22 protein-coding genes are annotated in these 25,348 nt (G+C 65.1%); 9 read left to right on the plus strand and 13 right to left on the minus strand.

The genetic code is table 11. The features are described 5' to 3' along the window. The first annotated feature begins 97 nt into the window (after nucleotides 1-97). The 4 genes from recG (at nucleotide 98) to A7Q26_RS06130 (ending at nucleotide 4,175) form a co-directional block, all read left to right on the plus strand. Complete coding sequence (recG, locus tag A7Q26_RS06120) at nucleotides 98-2,161, plus strand: ATP-dependent DNA helicase RecG (protein WP_066858166.1); 2,064 nt, start codon at nucleotides 98-100, stop codon at nucleotides 2,159-2,161. A 106-nt stretch (nucleotides 2,162-2,267) separates the two neighbouring features. Beyond that, on the plus strand, nucleotides 2,268-2,474 hold the full coding sequence (locus tag A7Q26_RS06125; RefSeq protein ID WP_198162859.1) for a hypothetical protein: 207 nt from the start codon (nucleotides 2,268-2,270) through the stop codon (nucleotides 2,472-2,474). Nucleotides 2,475-2,611: 137 nt separating this feature from the next. Next, nucleotides 2,612-2,869: a hypothetical protein gene (locus tag A7Q26_RS25055; RefSeq protein ID WP_157102468.1), complete on the plus strand. Its 258-nt coding sequence runs from the start codon at nucleotides 2,612-2,614 to the stop codon at nucleotides 2,867-2,869. A gap of 214 nt (nucleotides 2,870-3,083) precedes the next feature. Beyond that, nucleotides 3,084-4,175 (plus strand): mechanosensitive ion channel family protein, encoded by a 1,092-nt coding sequence (locus A7Q26_RS06130; RefSeq protein ID WP_066858172.1) that lies wholly within the window; start codon nucleotides 3,084-3,086, stop codon nucleotides 4,173-4,175. Here the strand turns inward: A7Q26_RS06130 and A7Q26_RS06135 are convergent. Beyond that, nucleotides 4,147-4,503, minus strand: coding sequence for a PilZ domain-containing protein (locus A7Q26_RS06135; protein WP_066858175.1), 357 nt, complete (start codon nucleotides 4,501-4,503; stop codon nucleotides 4,147-4,149). The genes A7Q26_RS06130 and A7Q26_RS06135 overlap by 29 nt on opposite strands. Before the next feature lie 77 nt (nucleotides 4,504-4,580). After that, nucleotides 4,581-5,798: a tyrosine--tRNA ligase gene (gene tyrS, locus A7Q26_RS06140; protein WP_066858377.1), complete on the minus strand. Its 1,218-nt coding sequence runs from the start codon at nucleotides 5,796-5,798 to the stop codon at nucleotides 4,581-4,583. 55 nt (nucleotides 5,799-5,853) lie between these two features. Here tyrS and A7Q26_RS06145 point away from each other — a divergent pair, with 55 nt between their 5' ends. After that, nucleotides 5,854-6,939, plus strand: coding sequence for an anhydro-N-acetylmuramic acid kinase (locus tag A7Q26_RS06145; protein ID WP_066858177.1), 1,086 nt, complete (start codon nucleotides 5,854-5,856; stop codon nucleotides 6,937-6,939). 1 nt (nucleotide 6,940) lies between these two features. Here the strand turns inward: A7Q26_RS06145 and A7Q26_RS06150 are convergent, their stop codons facing one another. Next, complete coding sequence (locus A7Q26_RS06150) at nucleotides 6,941-7,933, minus strand: 2OG-Fe(II) oxygenase (RefSeq protein ID WP_066858180.1); 993 nt, start codon at nucleotides 7,931-7,933, stop codon at nucleotides 6,941-6,943. Then, on the minus strand, nucleotides 7,933-9,108 hold the full coding sequence (locus A7Q26_RS06155) for a vWA domain-containing protein (protein WP_066858183.1): 1,176 nt from the start codon (nucleotides 9,106-9,108) through the stop codon (nucleotides 7,933-7,935). Before A7Q26_RS06155 ends, A7Q26_RS06150 begins: the two co-directional genes overlap by 1 nt. A 158-nt stretch (nucleotides 9,109-9,266) precedes the next feature. Here A7Q26_RS06155 and A7Q26_RS06160 point away from each other — a divergent pair, with 158 nt between their 5' ends. Beyond that, nucleotides 9,267-10,631: a methyl-accepting chemotaxis protein gene (locus A7Q26_RS06160; protein ID WP_232313700.1), complete on the plus strand. Its 1,365-nt coding sequence runs from the start codon at nucleotides 9,267-9,269 to the stop codon at nucleotides 10,629-10,631. Here A7Q26_RS06160 and A7Q26_RS06165 read toward each other — a convergent pair. The 9 genes from A7Q26_RS06165 to A7Q26_RS06205 form a co-directional block, all read right to left on the minus strand. Continuing rightward, nucleotides 10,619-11,476, minus strand: coding sequence for a DUF817 domain-containing protein (locus A7Q26_RS06165; RefSeq protein WP_066858189.1), 858 nt, complete (start codon nucleotides 11,474-11,476; stop codon nucleotides 10,619-10,621). The two genes, A7Q26_RS06160 and A7Q26_RS06165, sit on opposite strands and share 13 nt — an antisense overlap. A 143-nt stretch (nucleotides 11,477-11,619) precedes the next feature. Next, nucleotides 11,620-12,657 (minus strand): hypothetical protein, encoded by a 1,038-nt coding sequence (locus tag A7Q26_RS06170; RefSeq protein ID WP_066858380.1) that lies wholly within the window; start codon nucleotides 12,655-12,657, stop codon nucleotides 11,620-11,622. A gap of 92 nt (nucleotides 12,658-12,749) precedes the next feature. Beyond that, entirely contained in the window at nucleotides 12,750-13,175 is a 426-nt protein-coding gene (locus A7Q26_RS06175) for a GFA family protein (protein ID WP_066858192.1), read from the minus strand. Between the two features lie 106 nt (nucleotides 13,176-13,281). Beyond that, a complete protein-coding gene (locus tag A7Q26_RS06180) occupies nucleotides 13,282-14,127 on the minus strand; it encodes an AAA family ATPase (protein WP_066858383.1) in 846 nt (281 codons plus the stop codon). A gap of 110 nt (nucleotides 14,128-14,237) precedes the next feature. Beyond that, the gene (locus A7Q26_RS06185) at nucleotides 14,238-14,918 is read right to left on the minus strand and encodes a DUF6975 family protein (RefSeq protein ID WP_066858194.1); all 681 of its coding nucleotides are present in this window, start codon (nucleotides 14,916-14,918) and stop codon (nucleotides 14,238-14,240) included. Between the two features lie 158 nt (nucleotides 14,919-15,076). Further along, complete coding sequence (rpoD, locus tag A7Q26_RS06190) at nucleotides 15,077-17,122, minus strand: RNA polymerase sigma factor RpoD (RefSeq protein ID WP_066858197.1); 2,046 nt, start codon at nucleotides 17,120-17,122, stop codon at nucleotides 15,077-15,079. Nucleotides 17,123-17,165: 43 nt separating this feature from the next. Beyond that, nucleotides 17,166-19,076 carry a DNA primase gene (gene dnaG, locus A7Q26_RS06195; protein ID WP_066858201.1) on the minus strand — a complete coding sequence of 637 codons (1,911 nt, stop codon included), beginning with the start codon at nucleotides 19,074-19,076 and terminating at the stop codon, nucleotides 17,166-17,168. Beyond that, nucleotides 19,073-19,456, minus strand: coding sequence for an endonuclease domain-containing protein (locus tag A7Q26_RS06200; RefSeq protein WP_066858204.1), 384 nt, complete (start codon nucleotides 19,454-19,456; stop codon nucleotides 19,073-19,075). Before A7Q26_RS06200 ends, dnaG begins: the two co-directional genes overlap by 4 nt. Nucleotides 19,457-19,519: 63 nt before the next feature. Further along, nucleotides 19,520-19,972 carry a GatB/YqeY domain-containing protein gene (locus A7Q26_RS06205; RefSeq protein WP_066858207.1) on the minus strand — a complete coding sequence of 151 codons (453 nt, stop codon included), beginning with the start codon at nucleotides 19,970-19,972 and terminating at the stop codon, nucleotides 19,520-19,522. A 154-nt stretch (nucleotides 19,973-20,126) separates the two neighbouring features. Between A7Q26_RS06205 and carA the strand changes: the two genes are divergently transcribed. The 3 genes from carA (at nucleotide 20,127) to carB (ending at nucleotide 25,331) form a co-directional block, all read left to right on the plus strand. After that, entirely contained in the window at nucleotides 20,127-21,305 is a 1,179-nt protein-coding gene (carA, locus tag A7Q26_RS06210; RefSeq protein WP_066858211.1) for a glutamine-hydrolyzing carbamoyl-phosphate synthase small subunit, read from the plus strand. Beyond that, the gene (locus A7Q26_RS06215) at nucleotides 21,302-21,670 is read left to right on the plus strand and encodes a ribonuclease E inhibitor RraB (RefSeq protein WP_066858213.1); all 369 of its coding nucleotides are present in this window, start codon (nucleotides 21,302-21,304) and stop codon (nucleotides 21,668-21,670) included. The genes carA and A7Q26_RS06215 overlap by 4 nt, the downstream gene beginning before the upstream one ends. A 325-nt stretch (nucleotides 21,671-21,995) precedes the next feature. Then, on the plus strand, nucleotides 21,996-25,331 hold the full coding sequence (gene carB / locus A7Q26_RS06220) for a carbamoyl-phosphate synthase large subunit (RefSeq protein WP_066858216.1): 3,336 nt from the start codon (nucleotides 21,996-21,998) through the stop codon (nucleotides 25,329-25,331). The last annotated feature ends 17 nt before the right edge of the window (nucleotides 25,332-25,348 follow it).

Genomic DNA, 25,348 nt, shown 5'->3' on the forward strand with positions numbered 1-25,348 from the left:
TGACCGACCTTCCCCGAAAGGCTTTCGTCATTGCTTCGCTGCGCTCGCAATGACGTTCCCACAGGACCGATCAGGCGTTACAGCCAGCCAGATAGCCATGCGACCCGATATTCTCAATCCGCTCTTTGCCGAAATATCCCTGTTCAAGGGCATCGGCCCCGCGCTGGCCCGCCCGCTGGAGCGGCTGGGGCTTAGCCGCGCCGTCGATGTCGCCTTCCATATTCCGGTCAGCTGGGTGGACCGGCACCTGACCGACGCACTGGACATGGCGGACGCGGGGCGGGTGATCGGGACGATGCTGACCCCGGTCGATTATCGCGCCAGCGGCAGCGCGCGCGCGCCCTTCCGGGTGCAGGCGGTGGACGGTCGGGGCAATGGAGTCTCTCTCGTCTATTTCGGGAAGAACAGCGCCTGGCCGCGCAAGCTGTTGCCGCTCAACGAACCCAAATTCGTGTCGGGCAAGCTGGAGGCCTATGGCGATACGCTCCAGATGGTGCATCCCGACTATGTGTTGCCGCCCGAGGAGGCGGACACCGTGCCTGCGCGCGAATCGGTCTATGGGTTGTCGGAGGGGCTGACCAACAACCGGATGCGGGACATTGCGGCGCAGGCGCTGGCGCGGGCGCCCGACCTGCCCGAATGGATCGAGCCGAGCCTGCTGGCGCGCAAGGGCTGGCCGGCCTGGCGCGAGGCGCTGGGGCGGGTCCATGCCGATCCGTCGGACGCCAAGGCGCGCGAGCGGTTGGCCTATGACGAGATATTCGCGGGGCAGCTGGCGCTGATGCTGGTGCGGCAATCGTCGCGGCGGCGGCGCGGCGTGCCCATCGAGGGCGACGGGCGGCTGCGCGCGATGCTGAAGCTGCCCTTCGCGCCTACGGGCGCGCAGCGGCGCGCGATCGGCGAGATCGAGGGCGACATGGCGCAGGCGACGCCGATGCTGCGGCTGCTGCAAGGCGATGTCGGGTCGGGCAAGACCTTGGTGGCGCTGATGGCGCTGCTGAACGCCGTCGAGGCCGGGATGCAGGGCGCGATGCTGGCCCCGACCGAAATATTGGCGCGGCAGCATTATGAGACGTTGCGGAAAATGGCGTCGGGCCTGCCCATCGAGATTGCGATTCTGACCGGGCGCGAGAAGGGCAAGGTGCGCGAGGCGACTTTGATGGGGCTGGCGGACGGGAGCATCGACATATTGGTCGGCACCCACGCCATCTTTCAGGAGGCGGTGCAATATAAGGCGCTGGGTCTGGCAGTGATCGACGAGCAGCATCGCTTCGGCGTCGCGCAGCGGATGATGCTGGCGAGCAAGGCGGAACGGTCGCCGCATTTGCTGGTGATGACGGCGACGCCGATTCCGCGCACGCTGACGCTGACCTATTATGGCGAAATGGACGTGTCGCGGCTGGACGAGATGCCGCCAGGGCGCCAGCCGATCCAGACATTGGTGATGGCCGCGAGCCGGCTGGACGAGGTCGTCGATGCGCTTGCACGCCATGTGGACGGCGGCGGGCAGGCCTATTGGGTGTGCCCGCTGGTCGAGGAAAGCGAGACGAGCGACCAGGCAGCGGCCGAGGCGAGGGCGGAGTCGCTGAAGCTGCGCTTTGGCGACCGGGTGGGGCTGGTCCATGGCAGGATGAAAGGGCCGGACAAGGATGCGGCGATGGAGGCCTTCGCGGCCAATCGCACGCAGATACTGGTCGCGACCACGGTGATCGAGGTCGGCGTGGACGTGCCCAACAGCAGCCTCATCATCATCGAGGGGGCGGATCGCTTTGGCCTCGCGCAGTTGCACCAGCTGCGCGGCCGGGTGGGACGCGGCGACAAGCCATCGGTCTGCCTGTTGCTGCGCGGCAATGGCCTGGGCGAGACGTCGCGCGCGCGGCTGGCGCTGATGCGCGAGACGAATGACGGCTTCCGCATCGCCGAGGAGGATCTGAAGCTGCGCGGCGCGGGCGAGGTGCTGGGCACGCGCCAGTCGGGCGAGGCGGAACTGAAGGTCGCGACGCCCGAGCATGTCGCGGCGCTGGTGGACAGCGCGCGGGACGACGCGCATCTGCTGATCGAGCGGGACGGCGGGCTGGACAGCGCGCGGGGGCAGGCGGCGCGGATTTGTCTGTATCTGTTCGAGAAGGACGCGGCTGTGGGGTTGCTGAGGGGGGGGTGACCGACAGCGACCATTTGTGTCGTTCAACGTTAGGCTGGCGCGTCTCGATTGCGGACATTCAGCTTCTTTGCCAATATGATATTTGGCCAATGAAGGAGAAGCTGATGTGATCCCATACATTTTACATCGCTACGCTTTCCTCATCGCATTAGCGATCGGGCTGATTGTGCCGCCGCTGGTCCTACCCGATGATGCAAAATGGTGGGTGAAATTCGGAGTGATGCTGCCATTGTCGCTGCTCATCTACTGGCTGCTCTATAAGGACGGCGTTACCGAAAACCGCTCGTCGGGCCACAAGCCGCCATGGCGATAATGAGATCGCAAATTATGCAGTCGTCCACGCTGTTGGTCTATCAACGACCAAAATAGGTCGTTTACAAAATCCTTTGTGTAACCTGATAGCGGTCATTGCTGGCGCTTGTTACGCCGCCAAGGGATAGGAGGCACAGCATGGCACTCATGGGACGTTGGCTATTGGCGGTTGTTGTATGCTTCCTACTCTTTCCGGTCGCCTTCATCCTATGGAACGGACCAGATAATCAGTTTGGGTATGTAGGCGGCATGATCCTGATGCTGTTTTTACAGTTTGCCAGCCCATATTCCTTTTGGAAAATTCCTCTCGGGATTGGCACGGCTTTAGGGCTTGGATGGCATATAGCTGTTTGTCTGAGATCGATCGAACGTGGCTCAAAGCCGCCAGTCTCCTAGCCACCCCTTTCGTCATTCCCGCCACCCGAAGGCGGCCAAAGGCCAACGCGGGAACCCACTCCTGACCCGGCGTCAAGTGCAACGCCGAGGAGGTGGACCCCTTCCTCCGCGGGGATGACGGTGAGAATAGGGGCGGCTTAGTGCGCTTCTGGTCCCTCCCGAAAACATCTCGCATCTGCGAAACAAAATCGGGTGTGGTCGCGTTGCCCTGTCCATGACCGATATCAGCTTGACCCACATCACGCCGATGGCGGTGATGTCGATCGTCATTTCGGTGGGCGTCGCCTTCCTGATCCACTGGGCGCTGTACTGGATCGCGTTGCGGGTCGCGAGACATTCCCGGATCGAGCCGGTGCTGTTGCCCGCCATCTTCCAGCCAACGCGCTGGCTGGTGGTGTTGCTGGCGCTGGGCGCGGGCCTCAAGTCCATCGAGCTGGGCGATCGGGTCGAGGATATATGGGCGATCGGGGCGCGGATGATCTTCGCGCTGCTGGTCGGCTGGCTGATTTTCCGCCTGATGCGCGCGGGCAAGGCGATGCTGGAGGCGCGCGCGGACATCAGTGTCGAGGATAATCTGAAGGCGCGGCGGCAGCGGACCAGGGTCGGCATCCTCTATCGCATCGCCCAGTGCATCGTCGGCTTCCTGGTCATCGCGATGATGTTGATCGCCATACCGGGCGTGCGGACCATCGGCGTCTCGCTGATGGCGTCGGCCGGGCTCGCGGCGCTGGCGGTGGGCGCGGCGGCGCAACCCGCGCTCAAGAACCTGATCGCGGGCATCCAGATGGCCTTTTCCGAACCGATCCGGCTGGACGATGTCGTCATCGTCGAAGGCGAATGGGGGCGGGTCGAGGAGATCAGGCTGACCTATGTCATCATCCGCATCTGGGATGACCGGCGGATGGTGGTGCCGGTGTCCTATTTCCTGGAAAAGCCCTTCCAGAACTGGACGACGAAGACATCCGACCTGCTGGGCACCGTGTTCCTCCATGTCGATCCGACCGCCGATGTCGAGCGTATCCGCGCGCGCTTCGTAGCGGCGGTGCAGGCCAACAGCCGCTGGGACGGGCGGGTCGCCATCTTGCAGGTGACGGACCATCGCGCCGATGCGCTGGAGTTGCGCGGGCTGCTGTCCGCGCGCAACGCGGGGATCGCCTTCGACCTGCGCTGCGAGGTGCGGGAGGCGATGCTGGCCTTTCTGCGCGACGAGATGCCCGAGGCGCTGGTGCGCGGCCGTCAGCGGGTGGAAGCGGGCGAGGGGCTGGCGGGCCTGGGCCTTACCAGGCCGTCTGACGCGGCGGGATGAGCGCCATCATCGTGTCGTAGAGGCGCGGCTTGACCGGCTCCAGAAATTCCATGCCGGCGCGGCCATCCTCCGCCCAGCGGATTTCGGCGGGATAGTCCTTGAGCACCGGCAGCCAGATCGTCACCCGTTCGCCGGTCAGCAATTCCCCGTCGCTGCGACACATCAGGCCATGTGCGGAAATATTGATGATGCGGACGCCATGGGTGCGGCCGCGCGCCGTGACGTGGCTTACCATGTCGACCAGGTCACGCTGCGCCCGACGCTGTTCCACCGAAGGATCGCGCGAGCGTAGGACATGGCCGAGATTGGCGAAGACCGAAGAGGACATGATGCCAGACTAGGCCTTCGGACATGGACGAGTTGCTACGAAAGAGCGTTAACGGCCGGGTAACGCCCTTCGTTTCGTCAGGCGACGACCAGCCCGTGCTTCTTTGCGCCGAAGCTCAATTTGTCGCCCGGCTTGAGAGTGATGGCCGGGTCGGTGACGACTTCGCCATTCACCTTGATCGCGCCCTCGGTCAGCTTGCGGCGCACTTCCTTGTTGGAGGTCGCGAAGCCGAGGCCAGTGGTGGCCTGCACCACGGTCAGCCCTTCTGCGCCGAGACTGACGGTCGGCAGGTTGGCGTCCGACGCGCCTTCCTCAAAGGTGCGGCGGGCGGTTTCGGCCGAAGCCGTCGCCGCGTCGAGGCCACGGCAGAGCGCCGTCGCTTCGTTCGCGAGGATCTTTTTCGCCTCGTTGATCTCCGCGCCTTCCAATGCGGCGAGGCGGTTCACCTCGTCCATCGGCAGGTCGGTGAACAGGCGCAGGCGGTTGGCGACGTCGGCATCGGCGGTGTTCCGCCAGAATTGCCAATAGTCGTAATGCGACAACTGATCCTCGTTCAGCCAGACGGCGCCGCCCACGGTCTTGCCCATCTTCGTGCCGTCCGCATTGGTGAGCAGCGGCGTGGTGAGGCCGAACACCTGCGTGCCATCGACGCGGCGGGCGAGTTCGACGCCGTTGACGATATTGCCCCACTGGTCGGAACCGCCCATCTGGAGACGGCAAGCCGAGCGGCGCGACAATTCCAGGAAGTCATAGGCCTGGAGGATCATGTAATTGAATTCGAGGAAGCTGAGCGACTGTTCGCGGTCGAGGCGCAGCTTCACCGAATCGAAGCTCAGCATCCGGTTGACCGAGAAATGCTGGCCGATGTCGCGCAGGAAGGGGATATATTCCAACTTGTCGAGCCATTCGGCATTGTCGAGCATGATCGCGTCGCTGGGGCCATCGCCGAAGGTCAGGAAGCGTTCGAACACGCGCTTGATGCTGGCGACATTCTCCGCAATCAGCTCGTTCGTCAGCAGCTTGCGCGCTTCGTCCTTGAAGCTGGGATCGCCGATCTTGCCGGTGCCGCCGCCCATCAGCACGATCGGCTTGTGGCCCGCCTTCTGCAACTGGCGCAGCATCATGATCGACACGAGATGGCCGACATGGAGCGACGGCGCGGTCGGATCGAAGCCGATATAGCCCGGCACCACCTGCTTGGCGGCGAGAGCATCGAGGCCCTCCGCATCGGTCAGCTGATGGATGAAGCCGCGCGCTTCGAGCAGGCGCAGGAGATCGGACTGATAGTTGCTCATGGCGCGCGCCTGTAGCATTGCGGGTGCGACTGTTAAAGAGGCGGAGTTTTCGATCATGTTGGCAATCGGCCTGATGTCCGGCACATCGCGCGACGGAATCGACGCGGCGCTGATCGATACGGACGGCGAGGGGCAGGTCCAGGCGGTCGAGTTCCACGCCATGGCCTATGATGAGGGTTTCCGCCTGCGGCTGGCCGAAGCGTGCCAGCGGGCGATGGCGATGGAGAAGCCGGGCTTCGAGCCGCTGATCGCATCGGTCGAGGCGGAACTGACCGAGTTGCATGTGCAGGCGGTCGCGGACCTGCTGGGGCGCAGCGGACATATCGCGGAGGATATCGGCGTGATCGGCTTTCACGGCCATACCGTCGCGCATCGGCCCGACCGGGGCTGGACCTGGCAGATCGGCGACGGCGGGAGCCTTGCCGGGGCGTTCGGGATTGCGGTGGTCGCGGACCTGCGCAGCGCCGACGTGGCGGCGGGCGGGCAGGGCGCGCCGCTGATGCCGGTCTATCATCGCGCCCTGGCGCAGGGGCTGGAGAAGCCGGCGGCGGTGCTGAACCTGGGCGGCGTGGCGAATATCACGTTCATCGGGTCGGACGGGACGCTGATCGCGTTCGACACGGGCATGGCGAGTGGGCTGATCGACAACTGGATGCAGACGCATGGGCAAGCCGCCTATGATGCGGGCGGGGCGTGCGCCGCGCGGGGCAAGGTGGACGAAGCGCGGCTGGCGGCGATGATGGCCGATCCCTGGTTCGACCTGTCGCCGCCCAAGAGCATCGACCGGGAAGCGTTCAGCATCGAGGCGGTGCGGGGGCTTTCACTGGAGGATGGCGCGGCGACCCTGACGGCCTTCACGGCGGCGGCTGTGGCGCGCGGCGTGGATCATCTGCCCGAGCGCCCGACCCGCATCTACGCGGCGGGGGGAGGGCGGCACAATGATACGCTGATGGCGATGCTGGCGCAGCGGACGGGGGCGGAGATGCTGTCGGTCGATGGCCTCGGCTGGGACGGCGACGCGCTGGAGGCGCAGGGCTTCGCCTATATGGCGGTGCGCCACCTCAAGGGGTTGCCGATCAGCTTTCCGGGGACGACCGGAGTGCCGGCGCCGATGACGGGTGGCGTGCTGTTCCGGGCGTGATTCAGGCCCGCACCGCTTCATGCTGGCCGAAACCGTCCGGTCCCTCCGCCGGATATTGCCTGATCCAGCGGCTGGCGAGCCATTTGGTGCCCGACCGGATCGGCATACCGGCATGTTCGCTCATCGGATCGGGACGCCCGTCGGCCAGGCAGTTGGCGAACAGCAGTCCGTCCCCCTTGCGCCCGCGATGGGCCAGGTCGAGCCGGGTGAAGCGGGTTTCGCCGCCGCCATAATCATCGTTGAGATAGACGAGCAGGGTCAGGCCGCGCTGGTTGGCAAGGCCTGGCACCGCGTCGAGATGGGGGCGATATTGCTGGCCGGGGCGGTAGCGCAGGACTTGCAGCGTTTCGCCCTGTTCGATCCGGGTGCCGCTGGCCGCGGCCAGCCGCCGGTTGATTGCGTGGATGGCGGGCCATTCGGAGACGATGGGAAAACCGGCGGCGTCGGAATCGCGGACGGGATCGGCGACAAAGCGCTTCTGCCCTTCGTGGAAGATCAGCGCCGGGCGCTGTCGCCGTTCGGACAGGGCTATCAGCAGGTCGCATTCGGCGGCGGTGAGCAGGCCCGGAATGGCGCTTATGAGCGGCTGGTCCGCCACGGGATGATGGCGCGCGCGATGGATCGGATCGCCCGCCGGGTCGAGCGCCATCGCGGCGATCAGCGTCCGCTGCTGCGCGGCGACCGGATCGCGATCGGTCCAGGCGTCGAGCAGGGCCAGTGCTCCGGCCCAGTCACGCGTGCCGCCGACCCCGTTCGCCAGAAAGCCCGCGAACATCCGGGCGGCACCGACATTGCCCGCAGCGCTGGCAGCGCCCATGTCGGCGCGGGCGGCGGGCAGGTCGCGGGGCATCACCCGGCCCTCGACCCGCCAGAGGGCGCGCATGGCGAGGGCTTCGCTATCGTCCTGCGCACACGCCGCATCGACCAGCGCGCGGGCCGCAGCGCCATCGCCCTGGCGCAGCAGCGCCAGCGCCCGTTCGCCGACGCCCGCCATCAGCGCTTGCGCGTCAATTCGCGCATCGCCCCGTCGATGCCCTCGATCGTCAGCGGATACATGCGGTCGTTCATCAGGTCGCGGATGAGGCGGGTCGACTGGCTGTAGCCCCAATGCGCTTGCGGCGTGGGGTTGAGCCAGACCGTGGCGGGATAGGTGTGCGCGACGCGGCCGAGCCAGACGGCGCCCGCTTCCTCGTTCATATGTTCCACCGATCCGCCGGGATGGCTGATCTCATAGGGACTCATCGCCGCGTCGCCGACGAAGATGACCTTATAGTCATGGCCATATTTGTGGAGAATGTCCCAGGTCGGGGTGCGCTCCGAAAAGCGGCGGCGATTATCCTTCCACACGCCTTCATAAAGGCAGTTGTGGAAGTAGAAGAACTCCATATTCTTGAATTCGCCGGTCGCGGCTGAGAAGAGTTCCTCGCAGAGCGAGACGAACGGGTCCATCGAGCCGCCCACGTCGAGGAAGAGCAGCAGCTTCACCGCATTATGCCGTTCGGGCCGCATCCGGATGTCGAGCCAGCCCTGCCGCGCGGTGCCGCGGATCGTCCCGTCCAGGTCCAGTTCCTCGGCGGCGCCTTCGCGGGCGAAGCGGCGCAGGCGGCGCAGCGCGACCTTGATGTTGCGGGTGCCCAGTTCCTTCTTGTTGTCGAGATTGGCGAATTCGCGCTTTTCCCAGACCTTGATGGCGCGCTTGTGCCGGCTTTCCCCGCCGATCCGCACGCCTTCGGGGTTGTAGCCGCCATGGCCGAAGGGGGAGGTGCCGCCGGTGCCGATCCATTTGTTGCCGCCCTGGTGCCGGCCCTTCTGCTCCTCCAGCCGTTCCTTCAGTGTCTTCATGATCTCGTCCCAGTCGCCCAGCGACTGGATCTTCTCCATCTCCTCGGGCGAGAGGAATTTTTCCGCGACGAGGCGCAGCCATTCCTCCGGGATTTCAGCCTCGACCCCGTCCTGACCCAGAACGCCCTTGAATATCTTGGCGAATACCTGGTCGAAACGGTCGAGCAGCCCTTCGTCCTTCACATAGGTGGCGCGGGCGAGATAGTAGAAGTCCTCCGGCCGCCGGGCGATGACGTCCCGGTCGAGCGCTTCCAGCAGGAGCAGATGCTCCTTGATGCTGGCGGGGATGCCGGCGGCGCGGAGCGCGTCGAGAAAGTTGAGCAGCATGGTTGCCCCTTGTCGGACAGGGCAGGCGGGGATGCAAGCCGCGAGGGCGATCCGGACAGCGATCTCTATTGTTCGAATATTAAGTGTTGCAGTGCATGGTTAATACGTCACTATCCAGATACAGAGAAAGTTGCGGGGCGCTCTTGGAAAACAGGGACTTGTTGGCCGACCTGGGAGAAAGGTCGGGCGACATAGCATTGCAGTGCAGCGAGACGGCCGGTTTCCTGGGCGAAGTGAACCGCCGTATCCAGGGCGATGCGGCGCGTCTGGCCGACCTGGAGCGCAACATGGACCGGCTGGCCGCCAGCCAGGGTGAAAGCGTCGCCGCCGCGCGCGAATTGAGCCTGACCGCGCGTCGCGCCGGGGGGATCATCGCCGACGGGCATGAAGTGATAACCCTGTCGCTGGGCGAGGTGGCGGGGCTGGTCGAGCATGTCACCGGGCTGGAAGGCAGTCTGCGCCAGTTCCTGTCGGTGATCGAGGCGGTCGGCTCCATTTCCGAGGAACTCGGCGCGATCGCGCGGCAGACGCGGCTACTGGGCATCAATGCGGCGATCGAGGCGGCGCGTGGCGGCGAGGCGACGCAGGGCTTCGCCGTGGTCGCGGAGGAAATCCGGCGGCTGGCGGGACAGGCGGGGGAGTCGGCCGCGTCGGTCGGCGACAAGCTGGGCCTGCTGGATCGCGACGCCCGGCGGCTGATCGGCGGCGTGGAGGCCAATATCGTGCGGGGCCGGGAAGCGGGCACCCATATCGACCGGCTGCGCCTTGGCATGGCGGAAATCGCCTCGCTCGTCACCCAGTTCGGCGAACGGTCAGAGACGATCGTCGCCTGCACCGACGCCGCCGACGGCGATGTCGCCGCGCTGCGCCATGGCCTGGCCGATTTCAGCCGTTCGGCGAGCGACAGCGCGAGCCGGGTCGATGCGGCGCGCGAGCAACTCGACGCGCTGGAAGGGATGGCCAACGCCATGCTCAACACCACGGCGCACGGCCCGCAAAAGACCCGCAACAGCCGCTATATCGCGCTGGCCGAGGATGGCGCGGAGGAGGTGCGCGCGCTGATCGAGGCGGCGCTGCGCGATGGGGAACTGAGCGTCGAAGGGCTGTTCGACACGGATTACCGGGCGGTCGCCGGGTCGGACCCGGTGCAATATGAAAACGGCTTCACGGCGTTCGCCGACGCGGCGCTGCGGCCGATGCTCGATCGCCATACGGCGCAGGACAGCGCGCTGGTTGGCTGCTGCCTGATCGACATGAACGGCTATCTGCCCACCCATATCAGCGCGCGCAGCCAGCCGCAGCGGCCGGGTGCGCGGGCGTGGAACATGGAACATGCCCGTAACCGCCAGATATTCATGGACAACCAGACCCGCCGGGCGCTGGACGGGGCGGGCGACTTCTTCCTGTTCACCTATCGGCAGGATCTGGGCGACAGCCGTTATCGCGCGTTGCGCAGCGTGTTCGTGCCTCTGGTCTTCGCCGGGCGGCGATGGGGGCTTTACGAGGTCGGCTACCTGATCTGATCCTCCCTCGCGCCGATGCCGTGGATCTGCGACACGAGGACGAAGGAAATGATCATCAGCAGATACCAGCTGCCCAGCTTTGCAAGGCCGACCATCTGCCAGCCATGACGCTGGTCGGGATAGGTCCAGGCATGGGCGAAGGTGCCGATATTCTCCGCAAACCAGATGAACAGGGCGACGAGGGAGAAGCCGACGAGAAGCGGCATCCGGCGCGGCGTGCGCCAGGGGGTGAACCATATCCATGTCCGCCCGAACAGCAGGATCGCGACCGCGAACAGGGCGAGGCGGATGTCGGGGAGCCAGTGATGGGCGAAGAAATTGACATAGATGGCGACGGCCAGCAGCACCGTCGTCCAGACCGGCGGATAGCGGGTGAAGCGGAAGCCGAAGATGCGCCAGACGCGCGCGATATAGCTGCCGACCGCGGCATACATGAAGCCCGAGAAGAGCGGGACCGGGCCGACATGGAGCAGGCTCGCCTCCGGATAGATCCAGGAGCCGGCGGCCGTCTTGAACAATTCCATGACCGTGCCGATGCCGTGGAAAGCGAAGATCACCTTCGCCTCCCCCCAGCTTTCGAGGCGAAAGGCAAGCATGGCCGCCTGAAGGGCGAGGGCGGCCAGGGTCAGGGCATCATAGCGGTGGAGCGGCGCGTCGGCGGGGTAGAATAGGTGGGTGGCGAGCAGCAGCGCCAGCATCAGCCCACCGAACAGGCAGGCCCAGCCCTGCTTGAAGCCGAAGAGGAGAAATTCGAACGCCCATGCCCGAGGGCCGGGGGCGATGCGGACGCCCTCCAGCCGGGAGCGGATGCGGGCGAAGCGCGTCGCCCCCCAGATGCGTGTCATGCCAGTGGTTTAGAGCATCGCGCGCAAAAGCGGGAACCTCTTTTGCGCCAAACGGATGCGATCATAAAAGACCGGAGCGGGCGGCCTGTATCGGGTTTGACGCAGCGCCCTCCGCAATGTCACCTGACTCAAGGGGAGGGCGGTCAGCGGCCGGCGGCCGACAGCCGGCTGACCGTCACGTCGCCATTGGCGGCATAGGCGGCGGTGGCGTGGGCCTTGGCGGTCTGCGGATCCTTGCCATCCAGGATCGCGGCGATCTGGCGCGGGCTGGGCACCTTGTCGTAGACGCCGTAGAGATCGGTCTGGCCGACCATGTGGATCGAGAGCTTGTAGCCCTTTGCGTCCGTCGCCGGGTCGAACGCCAGCACGGTGCCGCTGTCGTCCACCGGCACGATGATCGCGCCATCGTTCCGGCCGGCCTGTTGCAGCATGTCAAAGCGGCCCTCGGCCGTGGTCACCGTGCCCCGCACGCACAGCGTATCCTTGCCGTCACGCGGGATGCGGACATCCTGGGGCACGGCCTGCCGGGCTTCGTCCGCGCGATCGAGCCGGGCGTCGCCCGCATCGGCGCTGGGGCATTGGGTGAAACGGGCGGGAGCGGTCGCGTGGAGCGCGGCGGCGTCGTCGAAGGCAAGGCCCGCGAGCATGGCGTCGAGGCCGGCAAGCACATCGGCGCGGCGTTCCGTCGGCCCGGTGACGCGGATCTTGACCATCCAGCGGCCCGCATGGACGAAGCCCGCCGCCGTCGTGAGCGCGCCGTCGGCGGCATCGTCATAGACGGCGCGGATCGCCCGGTCCGCCTGGCCGGCCGCTGGAGCGCTGGCATAGGCGGTGCGGCGGGTCTGGCTGCCGAAGCGCTCCATGATCGCCTTGTCGGTCATGTAGGCGGCGAGCGAAGCGTCGGCATAGGTGGGCATATAGACATAAAGGGTCGCCTGGACCGCGCCGTCCTCAGACAGATATTGCGCGTAATTGTCGACCGCGCGTCCTCCATTGGAGGCTTCGCCGCTCTTGGCCAGTGACAGGCCGGCAAGGCTCTGCGGCAGGCTGATGCCGGGACCGTTGGCGCGGATCGCGGTTTCCATGGGCGTCCAGGCCTCGGCATCGTCCGCGGCCTGTGCCAGCGCAGGCACCGCCAGCGACAAGACGGCGGACAACAGGAACAACGCGCGCTTGGGCATCAGCATCCCTCTCCAGATCCAGACCGTCTTGGCGCGGCCTTGAACTATGACATCGAGGCTACAGACTATCCCGCGGCGCGCAAGCGCCTAAATCACGCCACCGGCGGGATTTGCGCCGGATAATGCGGCAATGCGGGGTCATGATGCGCCCAGCAGGGGGCGGCGTCGGTCCAGATCACCGCCTGCGGGCCGATCAGCGAGGGATCGTCCAGCGCCCCGGCGCGGATGAAGGTCAGATGCGGGCGCGATTCGGCAAGACTGAAGAGGGGGGTGCCACAGGTCGGGCAGAAGCCGCGCTTCATTGCGTTGCCACTGTCCGCGACGCTGTCATGCCAGCGTATCTCGCCGGTGGTCGTCACATGCTCGCTGGGGAAGCAGACATTCACCGTGGCCGATCCCCCGCCCAGATATTGGCACAGGCGGCACCAGCACATGCGGGCGGCCAGGGGCTCGGCGTCGATCGCGATGCGGACGGCGCCGCAGAGGCAGCCTGCGCCATGGGGGGTGGTGTGGGGCATGGGAAAGTCCTTCGGCTGGTGCGGAGGGCGTGCCGACCCCGCTGCGATCAACTCGCTTGGCTCTTATGTCTCGCTGCCCCTCCCGCGGGCGGGAGGGGGTTGTTTCCTACCGCCCCTGTCGGCGCGCCATGAAGGCGAGGCGCTCGAACATCATGATGTCCTGTTCATTCTTGAGCAGGGCGCCGTGCAGCGGGGGAATCGCCTTGGTCGGATCGCTGTTCTGGAGGACGTCGAGCGGCATGTCCTCGTTCAGCAGCAGTTTCAGCCAGTCGAGCAGTTCGGAGGTCGAGGGCTTTTTCTTGAGGCCGGGCACGTCGCGGATGTCGTAGAAAATCTCCATCGCCTTGGTGACCAGTATCTTCTGGATACCAGGGAAATGGACGTCGACGATGGCCTGCATCGTGTCGCGGTCGGGGAATTTGATATAGTGGAAGAAGCAGCGGCGCAGGAAGGCGTCGGGCAGTTCCTTCTCGTTGTTCGAGGTGATGACCACCACCGGGCGTTCGGCCGCCGCGATCGTCTCGCCCGTTTCATAGACATGGAAGGCCATGCGGTCGAGTTCCTGCAACAGGTCGTTGGGGAATTCGATGTCGGCCTTGTCGATCTCGTCGATCAGCAGCACGGGCAGGCGGGGGGAGGTGAAGGCCTCCCACAGCTTGCCCTTGCGGATATAATTGGAAATCTCATGCACGCGCGGGTCGCCGAGCTGGCCGTCGCGCAGGCGGGCGACCGCGTCATATTCATAAAGGCCCTGATGCGCCTTGGTCGTTGACTTGACGTTCCATTCGATCAGCGGAGCGTCGAGCGCCTTGGCGATTTCCTGCGCCAGCACCGTCTTGCCGGTGCCCGGCTCTCCCTTCACCAGCAGCGGGCGGCGCAGCAGCACGGCGGCGTTGACCGCGACCTTCAGATCGTCGGTGGCGACATACTCCTGCGTGCCTTCAAAGCGCATCATCATTCTTCCGCTATCCTGTCCGTCATCGGACCTAGGGCATAGCGCGCGTCCGGCGCAATCTGTTTGTGCGGTGCGGTGCGGCGGGGCGGGATCGGCGGTGCGCTGGATCAGCCAGCCTTGGCGCGCAGGTCCGCGCGGGCGCCGAGCAGATCCCACAGGCCGCGATGCTGGGCGAGGAGCTGGCGCGCGCCGAACTGGATCGCGCGGTCGATGACGTCGTCGCCGCCGATGGCGCGAGCCACGTCCAGGGTCGAGGCGCGATCGGGGAGGGCGCAGGGCTGCGGCTCCAGCCCGGCCCGGATCGCCACCATGTCAAGCACATGTCGCATCGCGCGCCAGTCGAGCACGAGCGCGATCGCCGCGCCCATGGCGCAGCCGCGCCGGTCCGACTGGGCAAGCGTGTCGAGTGCGTGACGCTGCTGGCTGACGACGGCTTCGCAATCGGCCTGCCCGGCGGTGCTAGGGGCCGGCCCTGCGGCCACCGTGACCTGGGTCATGTAGGCGCGCTCCACGGCGAAGGCGTCGGCGGCCTCGATCAGCCAGCGGCGCGCGCCATTGTCCGCCGAGCGGGTTGCGGCGTGGTCGATCACGCCGGGATGGCGGCCATGGAGAAGGCAGATGTAAGAGGCCGCGTCGGCCAGATCGGGGAGGGACAGCAGCCCTTCGCGAACGACCCCCATGCCCGCGCGATTGGCATAGGCGTGGGCGGCGGTGCCATCGGCGGCGACCAGCGCCTCCAGCACGCGCGAAATGTCGCCAAATTGATAGCGGGGGGCCGCTTCGCTCATGCTCCAGATCCCTGTGATGGCCCCGCACATGCAGGGGTGAACAGCAGGAATAGGAGAGCCGGGTAAACACTCGGTTTACGGAATCAGAAAGGGCGACCGTGAAAGCCGCCCTTCTCCGTCAAGCATGGTTAATTTATCTTTACCGGACCATTTTAATTTTACTGGTCGACGAAGGACCGCATCTTGCGCGAGCGCGAGGGGTGCTTGAGCTTGCGGAGCGCCTTCGCCTCGATCTGGCGGATGCGCTCACGGGTCACGCTGAACTGCTGGCCCACTTCCTCCAGCGTATGATCGGTGTTCATGCCGATGCCGAAGCGCATCCGCAGCACGCGTTCCTCGCGCGGGGTCAGGCTGGCCAGCACCCGAGTGACGGTTTCCTTGAGGTTCGCCTGGATCGCCGCGTCCACCGGGATGATCGCGTTCTTGTCCTCGATGAAGTCGCCCAGATGGCTGTCCTCCTCATCGCCGATCGGCGTTTCGAGGGAGATCGGCTCCTTGGCGATCTTCATCACCTTGCGCACCTTCTCCAGCGGCATCGACAGGCGCTCGGCCATCTCTTCCGGAGTCGGCTCGCGGCCCTGCTCGTGCAGGAACTGGCGGCTGGTGCGGACCAGCTTGTTGATCGTTTCGATCATGTGGACCGGGATGCGGATCGTGCGCGCCTGGTCTGCGATCGAGCGGGTGATCGCCTGCCTGATCCACCAGGTGGCGTAGGTGCTGAACTTGTAGCCGCGGCGATACTCGAACTTGTCCACCGCCTTCATCAGGCCGATATTGCCTTCCTGAATAAGATCAAGGAATTGCAGGCCGCGGTTCGTATATTTCTTCGCGATGGAGATGACGAGACGCAGATTGGCCTCCACCATTTCCTTCTTCGCGATGCGCGCTTCGCGCTCGCCCTTCTGCACCATGTTGACGATGCGGCGGAATTCGGAAAGCGACATGCCGGTCGCCTGGGCGATTTCGCTCACCTCGTTGCGGATACGCTCGACCGAGCGTCCTTCGGCGGCGGCAAAGGCGGTCCATTTCTTGTCGAGGCCCTGGACCTTGTCCAGCCAGGCGTCGTCCAGCTCGTTGCCGACATAGCGGTCGAGGAAATCCTTGCGGCTGACCTTGTGACGCTCGGCCAGACGCAGCATCTGGCCGCCCAGCGCGGTCAGGCGCCGGTTATAGGCATAGAGCTGGTCGACCAGATATTCGATCTTCTGCTGGTGGAACTGGACGCTTTCGACTTCGGCGGTCAGACTTTCACGCAGCGCCTGATAATCATCCTCGGCCTTCTGGCTCAGCGTCTCGCCATTGGCCATGGCGACCATGCGCGCTTCCTGCGCGGCCGAGAAGGCGCGGAAGATGTCGGTGATGGTCGCGAACTTCTCCAGCGCCATCGGCTTGAGAGTCTCTTCCATCTGGGCGAGGGAGAGGGTGTTGTCCTCTTCCTCTTCCTCTTCGTTGCGGCGGGCGCGCGGCGCGCCGTCCTCATCCTCGTCGCCGTCGGCCGATTCCTCCTCCGGCTCCTCCTCTTCCTTGAAGCTGGGGCCGGCGGTCTTCTCGCTGATCTCGCCGTCGTCGTCCTCGGCGCCCTCCTCCAGATTTTCCGGGGCCGGGTCCTTTGACAGCATCGCGTCGAGATCGAGGATCTCGCGCAGCTGCATTTCGCCATTGTTGAGGGCGGTCGACCATTCGATGATCGCGTTGAAGGTGGTCGGGCTTTCGCACAGACCCAGGATCATGGTGTCGCGGCCGGCCTCGATCCGCTTGGCGATGGCGATTTCGCCCTCGCGGCTGAGCAACTCCACCGCGCCCATCTCGCGCAGATACATCCGCACCGGATCGTCGGTGCGATCGACCGTTTCCTTCTTCTTCTCGGTGACGAGCTTCGGGCCGTCATCGTCGCTCGAATCATCCTCGGCGTCCTCGGCATCCTCGCGCTCGCGCTGCTCGTCGCCGTCCTCGCTCGCTTCTTCATTCTCGACGATGTTGACGCCCATTTCGTTGAGCGCCGCCATGATGTCCTCGATCTGCTCGGAGGACATCTGGTCCTGCGGCAGGGCATCGTTCAGTTCGTCATAGGTGATGTAGCCGCGCTTCTTCGCGCGGGCGATCAGCTTCTTGACCGAGGCTTCGTTGAGGTCGAGCAGGGGGGCGTCGCCGCCATCCTCTCCATCGCTCACGCCGCCATTCTTGCTGTTCGCCTTGGTCGCCATCTATTCGCCTTACTTCGTCACCCTTGAGAAAGGGCTAACCTGATCAAATACTGTCTTCGGACTGCGCAAGTTCCGCCAAGCGACGATCGTGATCGGCCTTCAGCACGCGAATGCGTTGCTGTTCAGCGAAATTTTCGTCGCTGACGTCGTTCTCGAACCGCCTCGTGGCCTCTACCAGTGCCGTCTCCAACTCCGGTCCCTGCGCCATCACCCGAACGGCCTCCTCCAGATCGCGTGCGAGGCGGTCAGGGTCGGCGGCCATCCTGTCGGGAGTGAGTGTGAACGCATCGGCCCGGAGCATCCCCTTGGCCATATTATACAACTCACCTTGCCCCAATATGGTAAGGAGGGCCTGCGTTTCAACTGTTTCTTTGCGGAACGACAGGCTGATCATCGCGTCGAGCAACCGGGCGAGCAGCGGATCGCCGATTTGCAGGGCGGAGAGCATCTCGCGATGGGGCGCGATCTGTTCGGGATGGCGCAGCAACGCGGCCAGGATCGCGCGCAGCAGGCGCTGCTCCAGGCCGCTGGCGCCGATCGCGCGAACCTCTGTTCCGGCCGGGGGGATGGGCGGCTTCCAGTTCCCGCGACGGTCGCGTTGCCAGCGGCCGGCGTTGCTGGCGCCGCCGCCCTGAAAGCGCTGCTGCGCCGGGGGCGATTCGCGGCGGGCGAAGAAGAGGGCGTCGTAGCGTTCGCGAAATTCATGGGCGTAATGGGCGCGCACGTCGGGATGGGCGATCGCGTCCGAAATGGCGCGCAGCCGCTGCTTGAGCGCAGCCTTCTTTTCGGGCGTGTCGAGCGGGGCCGACGAGATTTCGTGCTTCCAGAGCCGCTCGATCAGGGGTTCGGCACCGTCCAGCACCGCTTCCATCGCCGGTCGGCCGCTGGCGCGGATCAGGTCGTCGGGGTCCTGCCCCGCCGGCAATGTCGCGAAGGCGAGGCTGTGGCCGGGGCGCAGCAGGGGCAGGGCGCGGGTGGCGGCGCGGATCGCCGCCTTCTGCCCGGCCGAATCGCCGTCGAAGCAGAGGAGCGGCACGTCCACCATCTTCCACAAGCGCTCGATCTGATGCTCGGTGAGCGCGGTGCCGAGCGGGGCGACCGCTTCGGCAAAGCCGGCCTGGGCGAGCGCGATCACGTCCATATAGCCTTCGACCACGATCACGCGGCCGGTGCCGCGGCTGGCGGGCGAGGCGCGGTCGATATTGTATAGGGTGCGCCCCTTGTCGAAGAGCGGGGTGTCGGGCGAGTTCAGATATTTGGGCTCGCCCGCGCCGATGATGCGGCCGCCGAACGCGATCACTCGGCCGCGAATGTCGCGGATGGGGAGCATCAGGCGGCCCCGGAAGCGATCATAGCTGTCGCGCTTCTTGCCATTTCCGCCGTTCGGTTCGGCCCCGTCCGGGTCGATCAGCAATCCGGCCTCGACCAGCATCGGCTCGCCGAAATCCTTGAGCGCGGTCTTGAGGCGGCCGCGCCCGTCGGGGGAATAGCCGAAGCCGAAGGCGCGGCGGGTGGCATCGCTGATGCCGCGCTTTTGCAGATAGGCGCGCGCCTCGGCGCCGTCGATGCCGCCCAACTGGTCCTCGAAGAAGCTCTGCGCGGCGGCCATGGCGTCGTGCAGCCCCTTGGCCTGTTCGGCGCGTCTGGCGGCGCGCGGATCGGCGGCGGGCACGTCCATGCCGGCGCTGGCGGCCAGTTCCTTGACGGCTTCCATGAAGGGCAGGCCGCGCTGATCGGTCATCCAGCGGATCGCATCGCCATGCGCGCCGCAGCCGAAGCAATGGTAGAAGCCCTTTTCGTCGTTGATCGTGAAACTGGGCGTCTTTTCGTTATGGAAGGGGCAGCAGGCCTTATATTCGCGGCCGGCCTTCTGCACCTTCACCGTCTTGCCGATGAGGGTGGAGAGAGACGTGCGCGCGCGCAGTTCGTCCAGCCATTGCGGTGTGAGGGTCAAAAACGCCCCTCCCGCGTGCGGGAGGCGGCGGGGGAGGGCATGTTCGCAATCACCCGTTCGATTTCCTCAGTCACGCCTTCGACATTATTTAGAGCATCATTGTTCCATAAGCGGATCACGCGAAAGCCCTGTGTTTCGATATGGCGCGTCCGTTGGGCATCGACTTCTTCATTATGCTGGCCGCCATCGACCTCGATCACGAGGCAGATCGACCGCGCCACGAAATCGCAGATGAAAGGGCCGATCGGTACTTGCCGGTTGAAGCGGATACGCGAGATTTTCCTGGCGCTGATGGCGCGCCACAGGATGCGTTCGGCTTCCGCGGCATTGTTGCGCAGTGCGCGGGCTGTTGCGGTGGGGCGGGCGTAGCCTTTGTCCATCGGGTTTGAACATGCCCTCCCCAGGCCCCTCCCGCAAGCGGGAGGGGAAATATCGAGGGAAGGTTACGACAAAGCCGCCTTCACCAGCCCGCTGGCCTTGCTCATGTCGATGACGCTGCCATGGCGTTCCTTCAGTACGGCCATGACGCGCCCCATGTCCTTCACGCTCTCCGCGCCGACCTCCGCCTTGATCGCCTCGATCGCGGCCTTCGTCTCGTCCTCGCCCAGTTGCGCGGGGAGGAAGCTTTCGATCACGTCCAGTTCGGCCTGTTCCTTCGCGGCCAGTTCGTCGCGGCCGCCGCTCTTGAACATGTCGATCGATTCGCGGCGCTGCTTCACCATCTTCTGGAGCACGTCGACCACCACGGCGTCGTCGTCCGGCACCGTCTTGGCGGTGCGCAGTTCGATGTCGCGGTCCTTGAGCTTAGCCAGGATCAGGCGCACGGCGGCCAGCCGTTCCTTGTCGCCGGCCTTCATCGATTCCACCTGGGCGCTCTTTACCTGCTCGCGAATCATGGGCGATAGAATCCTGTTTATCGGGAAAGGAGCAGTTATAATGCGAAAAGAGATTTTTAACAGACGTTGACCTTCCGGCGTTGCGGGCATAGGTGACCGGCCGTTTAACCCGCTGCAGACGGGTTCCCGCAAAAGCATAAAGGACCATAAGACCATGGCTGACGCCAAGACCCTCATTGTGCCCAAAGGAGCGACAGGGGTCGTGGTTTTTGCCGACGGCAGCGCCGTGTTCGGCCGCGGCTTCGGCGCGCAAGGCGAAGCGGTGGGCGAACTCTGCTTCAACACCTCCATCACCGGCTATCAGGAGATCATGACCGATCCATCCTATGCCGGGCAGATCATCAATTTCACCTTTCCGCATATCGGCAATGTCGGCACCAATCTGGACGATGTGGAGGCGGACAGCCCCTATGCGCTGGGCTGCATCGTGCGGCAGGACGTCACCGCGCCGAGCAATTTCCGCAACGTCGAACCCTTCGACCAGTGGATGCGCGAAAAGGGGCGCATCGGCCTTGCCGGCGTGGACACCCGCGCGCTGACCCGCCTGATCCGCGTGCACGGCGCGCCCAATGTCGTGATCGCCCATGATCCCGACGGCGCGTTCGACATCGCGGCGCTCGCCGCCAAGGCCGCTTCGTGGCCGGGGCTGGAGGGCATGGACCTCGCCATCGAGGTGACGGGCAAGGAAAGCCGCCTGTGGAAGGACGGCGTGTGGAAGCTGGGCTTTGGCTATGGCCTGAATGAGGCCGGTGAAGAACGCCCCCATGTCGTCGCGATCGATTATGGCGCGAAGAACAATATCTTCCGCAATCTGGTGCAGGCCGGCGCGCGCGTCACCGTGCTGCCCGCCACCGCGACCTATGAACAGGTGATGGAACAGAAGCCGGACGGCGTGTTCCTCTCCAACGGTCCGGGCGATCCGGCGGCGACGGGGGAATATGCGGTGCCGGTGATCCGGCAGGTGCTGGAGCGCGACATTCCGGTGTTCGGCATCTGCCTTGGCCACCAGTTGCTGGGCCTCGCCGTGGGCGCCAGGACGATCAAGATGCACCAGGGGCATCGCGGCGCGAACCATCCGGTCAAGCGCCTGTCGGATGGTCTGGTCGAGATCACGTCGATGAACCATGGCTTTGCGGTGGATGTCGACACGTTGCCCGCCAATGCGCGGTCGACCCATGTGTCGCTGTTCGACGGCAGCAATTGCGGCATCGAACTGACGGACAGGAACGCCTTTTCGGTGCAGTACCACCCCGAAGCCTCCCCCGGCCCGCAGGACAGCTTCTACCTGTTCAAGCGGTTCGTGGACGGCCTGAAAAAGCCGGTCGCGGCGTGAGCCAGAACCTCCCCCCCGTCGATGAAGCGCGCCTCGCCGCCGAGTGGGAGGCGGACAAGGACGTCCTCGCCAATCTCGCCGCCAATGGCGACGTGGCGCGGATCGCGCGGCCGGTGGACGTATCTTTTCGGGGCAGCGAAAAGGATTTCGAGCGCGTCCTGACCATCGCCAGCCAGTTCGGCTTCGTCGAACTGGACCGCGAGGAGGATGAGGAGGGCGACCTGTTCCTGTTCCTGGAATGCGTGCAGCCGGTCGATGAACAGTCGATCCGCGCGTTGACCCGGAAATGCCTCCAGATCGAAATCCTCTGCGGCGTCGAATATGACGGCTGGGGCTGCGAAGCGCAGGCGGGGGGCGTCCATTGATGGGGCGGGCAATCCCATTCGCAGTGGCTTTGCCTTTCATAGCTTCTGGTTGTGCTCCTGCCGCAAAGCCGATCGAATATAGGATTGAGGCATTTGCGAGCGCGGGTGTCCAGCCAGAAGCTGAAGGGGCGATAGTCCCGGATGCTGCCACAAGATTACCTGCTCTCCTTAAAGAGTGCGGCGTGTCGGAATATGAGCCTGTGAAAGCTTCCGATAGCTTCGTTGGTTTCACATTTCGACTTTCTTCGTCCGACGCGCGGACGCTCGACTGTATCAAGGCCGCTTCACCAGCGGGCATCACACTGACCGAAAACAGGCTGAACTAATGCCCAAACGCACCGACATCTCCTCCATTCTCATCATCGGCGCTGGTCCGATCATCATCGGCCAGGCGTGCGAGTTCGATTATTCGGGCACGCAGGCGGTGAAGGCGCTGAAAGAGGAGGGCTATCGCATCATCCTGGTCAATTCCAACCCGGCCACGATCATGACCGACCCGGAATTTGCCGACGCGACCTATGTCGAGCCGATCACGCCCGAAATCGTGGCGAAGATCATCGAGAAGGAGCGGCCCGATGCGGTGCTGCCGACCATGGGCGGGCAGACGGCGCTGAACACGGCGCTGGCGCTGTTCAATGACGGCACGCTGGAGAAATATGGCGTCAAGATGATCGGCGCGGATGCCGAAGCCATCGACAAGGCGGAGGATCGCCTGAAGTTCCGCGACGCTATGGACAAGATCGGGCTGGAATCGGCGCGCTCGCGCATCGCCCACAGCATGGAGGAGGCGCTCGACGCGCTGGAGTTCACGGGCCTGCCCTCGATCATCCGCCCCAGCTTCACGCTGGGTGGCACGGGCGGCGGCGTCGCCTATAATCGCGAAGAGTTCAAGCGGATCGTCAGCGAAGGGCTGGATGCGTCGCCGACCACCGAGGTGCTGATTGAGGAATCGCTGCTCGGCTGGAAGGAATATGAGATGGAGGTCGTTCGGGACAGGAACGACAACTGCATCATCATCTGCTCGATCGAGAATGTCGATCCGATGGGCGTTCACACCGGGGACTCCATCACCGTCGCGCCGGCGCTGACGCTGACCGACAAGGAATATCAGATCATGCGCAACGCGAGCATCGCGGTGCTGCGTGAAATCGGCGTCGAAACAGGCGGTTCCAACGTGCAGTTCGCGGTCAATCCGAAGGATGGCCGCCTGATCGTGATCGAGATGAACCCGCGCGTGTCGCGCTCCTCGGCGCTGGCGTCGAAGGCGACCGGCTTCCCGATCGCCAAGGTCGCGGCCAAGCTGGCCGTGGGCTACACGCTGGACGAGATCGAGAATGACATTACCGGCGCCACCCCGGCCTCGTTCGAGCCGACGATCGACTATGTCGTGACCAAGATCCCGCGCTTCGCCTTCGAGAAGTTCAAGGGGTCCGAGCCACTGCTCGGAACCGCCATGAAGTCCGTCGGCGAAGTCATGGCGATCGGGCGCAATATTCATGAATCGATGCAGAAGGCGCTGCGCGGCCTGGAAACCGGCCTCAGCGGCTTCAACCAGGTCGACTATCTGGTCGGCGCGCCCAAGGACGATATCATCGCGGCGCTCGCCCAGCCGACGCCTGACCGGTTGCTGGTCGCCGCGCAGGCGCTGCGCGAGGGGCTGAGCGTCGCGGAAATCCATAGCATCGCGAAGTTCGACCCCTGGTTCCTGGAGCGGATCAAGGAAATCGTCGACGCCGAAAGCGATGTCCTGGAAAACGGCCTGCCGCAGGATGCCGACGCGATGCGTCGCCTCAAGTCGATGGGCTTTTCCGACAAGCGCCTCGCCTGGCTGGCCTTGAAGTCCGCCAATCTGCGCGGCATGGAGCGCGGCATCGCGCGCGGGTCGGGCCTGATCCACGAAGCGGTCAAGGCGATGACCGGCGGCGTGACCGAGGACGAGGTGCGCAAGCTGCGCCACAAGCTGGGCGTGCGCCCGGTGTTCAAGCGGATCGACACCTGCGCCGCCGAGTTCGAGGCGAAGACGCCCTATATGTATTCCACCTATGAAGCGCCGATCTTCGGCGAGGCGGAAAATGAGGCACAGCCCAGCGACCGGAAGAAGGTCGTCATCCTGGGCGGCGGCCCCAACCGGATCGGCCAGGGCATCGAGTTCGACTATTGCTGCGTCCATGCCTGCTTCGCGCTGGCGGACGTCGGCTATGAGACGATCATGGTCAACTGCAACCCGGAAACGGTATCGACCGACTATGACACGTCCGACCGCCTCTATTTCGAGCCGCTGACGGCCGAGGACGTGCTGGAAATCCTGCACGTCGAAATGTCGAACGGTACGCTGGCCGGCGTCATCGTCCAGTTCGGCGGCCAGACCCCGCTCAAGCTGGCGCAGGCGCTGGAGGATGCGGGTATCCCGATCCTGGGCACATCGCCCGACGCCATCGACCTGGCCGAGGATCGCGAGCGTTTCGCGGCGCTGATCGACAAGCTGAAATTGAAGCAGCCTGCCAACGGCATCGCGCGCAGCCGCGAGGAGGCGATCGCGGTCGCCAACCGGATCGGCTATCCGGTGCTGATGCGTCCGAGCTATGTGCTGGGCGGCCGGGCGATGGAAATCGTCGACGGTCAGGCGCAGCTGGAGGAATATATCGCCACCGCCGTGCAGGTGTCGGGCGACTCGCCGGTGCTGATCGACCAGTATCTGCGCGACGCTGTCGAGGTGGACGTGGACGCGCTGTGCGACGGCGACGATGTGGTCGTCGCGGGCGTGCTCCAGCATATCGAGGAGGCCGGCGTCCATTCGGGCGACAGCGCCTGCTCGCTGCCGCCCTACAGCCTGTCGGATGAGATCATCGCCGAAATCGAACGGCAGACCGAGGTTCTGGCCCGCGCGCTGAGCGTCCGTGGCCTGATGAACATCCAGTTCGCGGTCAAGGACGGCCTGGTCTATCTGATCGAGGTGAACCCGCGCGCCAGCCGCACCGTGCCCTTCGTCGCCAAGGCGATCGGCACGCCCATCGCCAAGATCGCGGCGCGCGTGATGGCGGGCGAGAAGCTGAAGGATCTGCCGAAGATCGATCGCAACGCGATTTCGCACATCGCGGTCAAGGAAGCGGTCTTCCCCTTCGCGCGCTTCCCCGGCGTCGATCCCGTGCTGTCGCCGGAAATGAAGAGCACCGGCGAAGTCATGGGGATCGACAGCAATTTCGCCACGGCCTTCGCCAAGGCGCAGCTCGGCGCGGGCACCGTGTTGCCGACCAGCGGCACCGTGTTCGTGTCTGTCAAGGACAGCGACAAGCCGGTGATCCTGCCGGCGGTGCAGAAGATGGCGGCGATGGGCTTCACCATCATCGCGACCGGCGGCACCGCAGCCTATCTGGAAGCCAACGGCATCGCGGTCAGCCATGTCAACAAGGTGGCCGAAGGGCGCCCGCACATCGTCGACAAGATCACCGACGGCGACGTGCAGCTGATCTTCAACACCACCGAAGGGTGGCAGTCCCTGAAGGACAGCAAGGCGATCCGCACGTCGGCGCTGCGGGCGAAGATCGCCAGCTTCACCACGGCGGCCGCCAGCGTCGCCGCGGCAGACGCGATCGAGGCGCTTCGTGGTCATGCCCTTGAAGTACGATCGCTCCAGTCCTATTATCCTCTGTCGCACGCCTGATCCCCTGCACCAGGAAC

Source organism: Sphingobium sp. TCM1 (genome assembly GCF_001650725.1).
Classification (GTDB): Bacteria; Pseudomonadota; Alphaproteobacteria; order Sphingomonadales; family Sphingomonadaceae; genus Sphingobium.

Bases quoted from the DNA above. Each gene is read 5' to 3' on its own strand.
- A7Q26_RS06145 (WP_066858177.1), top strand. From the start codon at position 5,854: ATGTTGGCAATCGGCCTGATGTCCGGCACATCGCGCGACGGAATCGAC.
- A7Q26_RS06135 (WP_066858175.1), bottom strand. From the start codon at position 4,503: ATGTCCTCTTCGGTCTTCGCCAATCTCGGCCATGTCCTACGCTCGCGC.
- A7Q26_RS06155 (WP_066858183.1), bottom strand. From the start codon at position 9,108: ATGCTGCTCAACTTTCTCGACGCGCTCCGCGCCGCCGGCATCCCCGCC.
- carA (WP_066858211.1), top strand. From the start codon at position 20,127: ATGGCTGACGCCAAGACCCTCATTGTGCCCAAAGGAGCGACAGGGGTC.
- A7Q26_RS06130 (WP_066858172.1), top strand. From the start codon at position 3,084: ATGACCGATATCAGCTTGACCCACATCACGCCGATGGCGGTGATGTCG.
- carB (WP_066858216.1), top strand. From the start codon at position 21,996: ATGCCCAAACGCACCGACATCTCCTCCATTCTCATCATCGGCGCTGGT.
- A7Q26_RS06205 (WP_066858207.1), bottom strand. From the start codon at position 19,972: ATGATTCGCGAGCAGGTAAAGAGCGCCCAGGTGGAATCGATGAAGGCC.
- A7Q26_RS06180 (WP_066858383.1), bottom strand. From the start codon at position 14,127: ATGCGCTTTGAAGGCACGCAGGAGTATGTCGCCACCGACGATCTGAAG.
- A7Q26_RS06170 (WP_066858380.1), bottom strand. From the start codon at position 12,657: ATGCCCAAGCGCGCGTTGTTCCTGTTGTCCGCCGTCTTGTCGCTGGCG.
- A7Q26_RS25055 (WP_157102468.1), top strand. From the start codon at position 2,612: ATGGCACTCATGGGACGTTGGCTATTGGCGGTTGTTGTATGCTTCCTA.
- tyrS (WP_066858377.1), bottom strand. From the start codon at position 5,798: ATGAGCAACTATCAGTCCGATCTCCTGCGCCTGCTCGAAGCGCGCGGC.
- recG (WP_066858166.1), top strand. From the start codon at position 98: ATGCGACCCGATATTCTCAATCCGCTCTTTGCCGAAATATCCCTGTTC.
- rpoD (WP_066858197.1), bottom strand. From the start codon at position 17,122: ATGGCGACCAAGGCGAACAGCAAGAATGGCGGCGTGAGCGATGGAGAG.
- A7Q26_RS06165 (WP_066858189.1), bottom strand. From the start codon at position 11,476: ATGACACGCATCTGGGGGGCGACGCGCTTCGCCCGCATCCGCTCCCGG.
- A7Q26_RS06150 (WP_066858180.1), bottom strand. From the start codon at position 7,933: ATGGCGGGCGTCGGCGAACGGGCGCTGGCGCTGCTGCGCCAGGGCGAT.
- A7Q26_RS06185 (WP_066858194.1), bottom strand. From the start codon at position 14,918: ATGAGCGAAGCGGCCCCCCGCTATCAATTTGGCGACATTTCGCGCGTG.
- A7Q26_RS06200 (WP_066858204.1), bottom strand. From the start codon at position 19,456: ATGGACAAAGGCTACGCCCGCCCCACCGCAACAGCCCGCGCACTGCGC.
- A7Q26_RS06175 (WP_066858192.1), bottom strand. From the start codon at position 13,175: ATGCCCCACACCACCCCCCATGGCGCAGGCTGCCTCTGCGGCGCCGTC.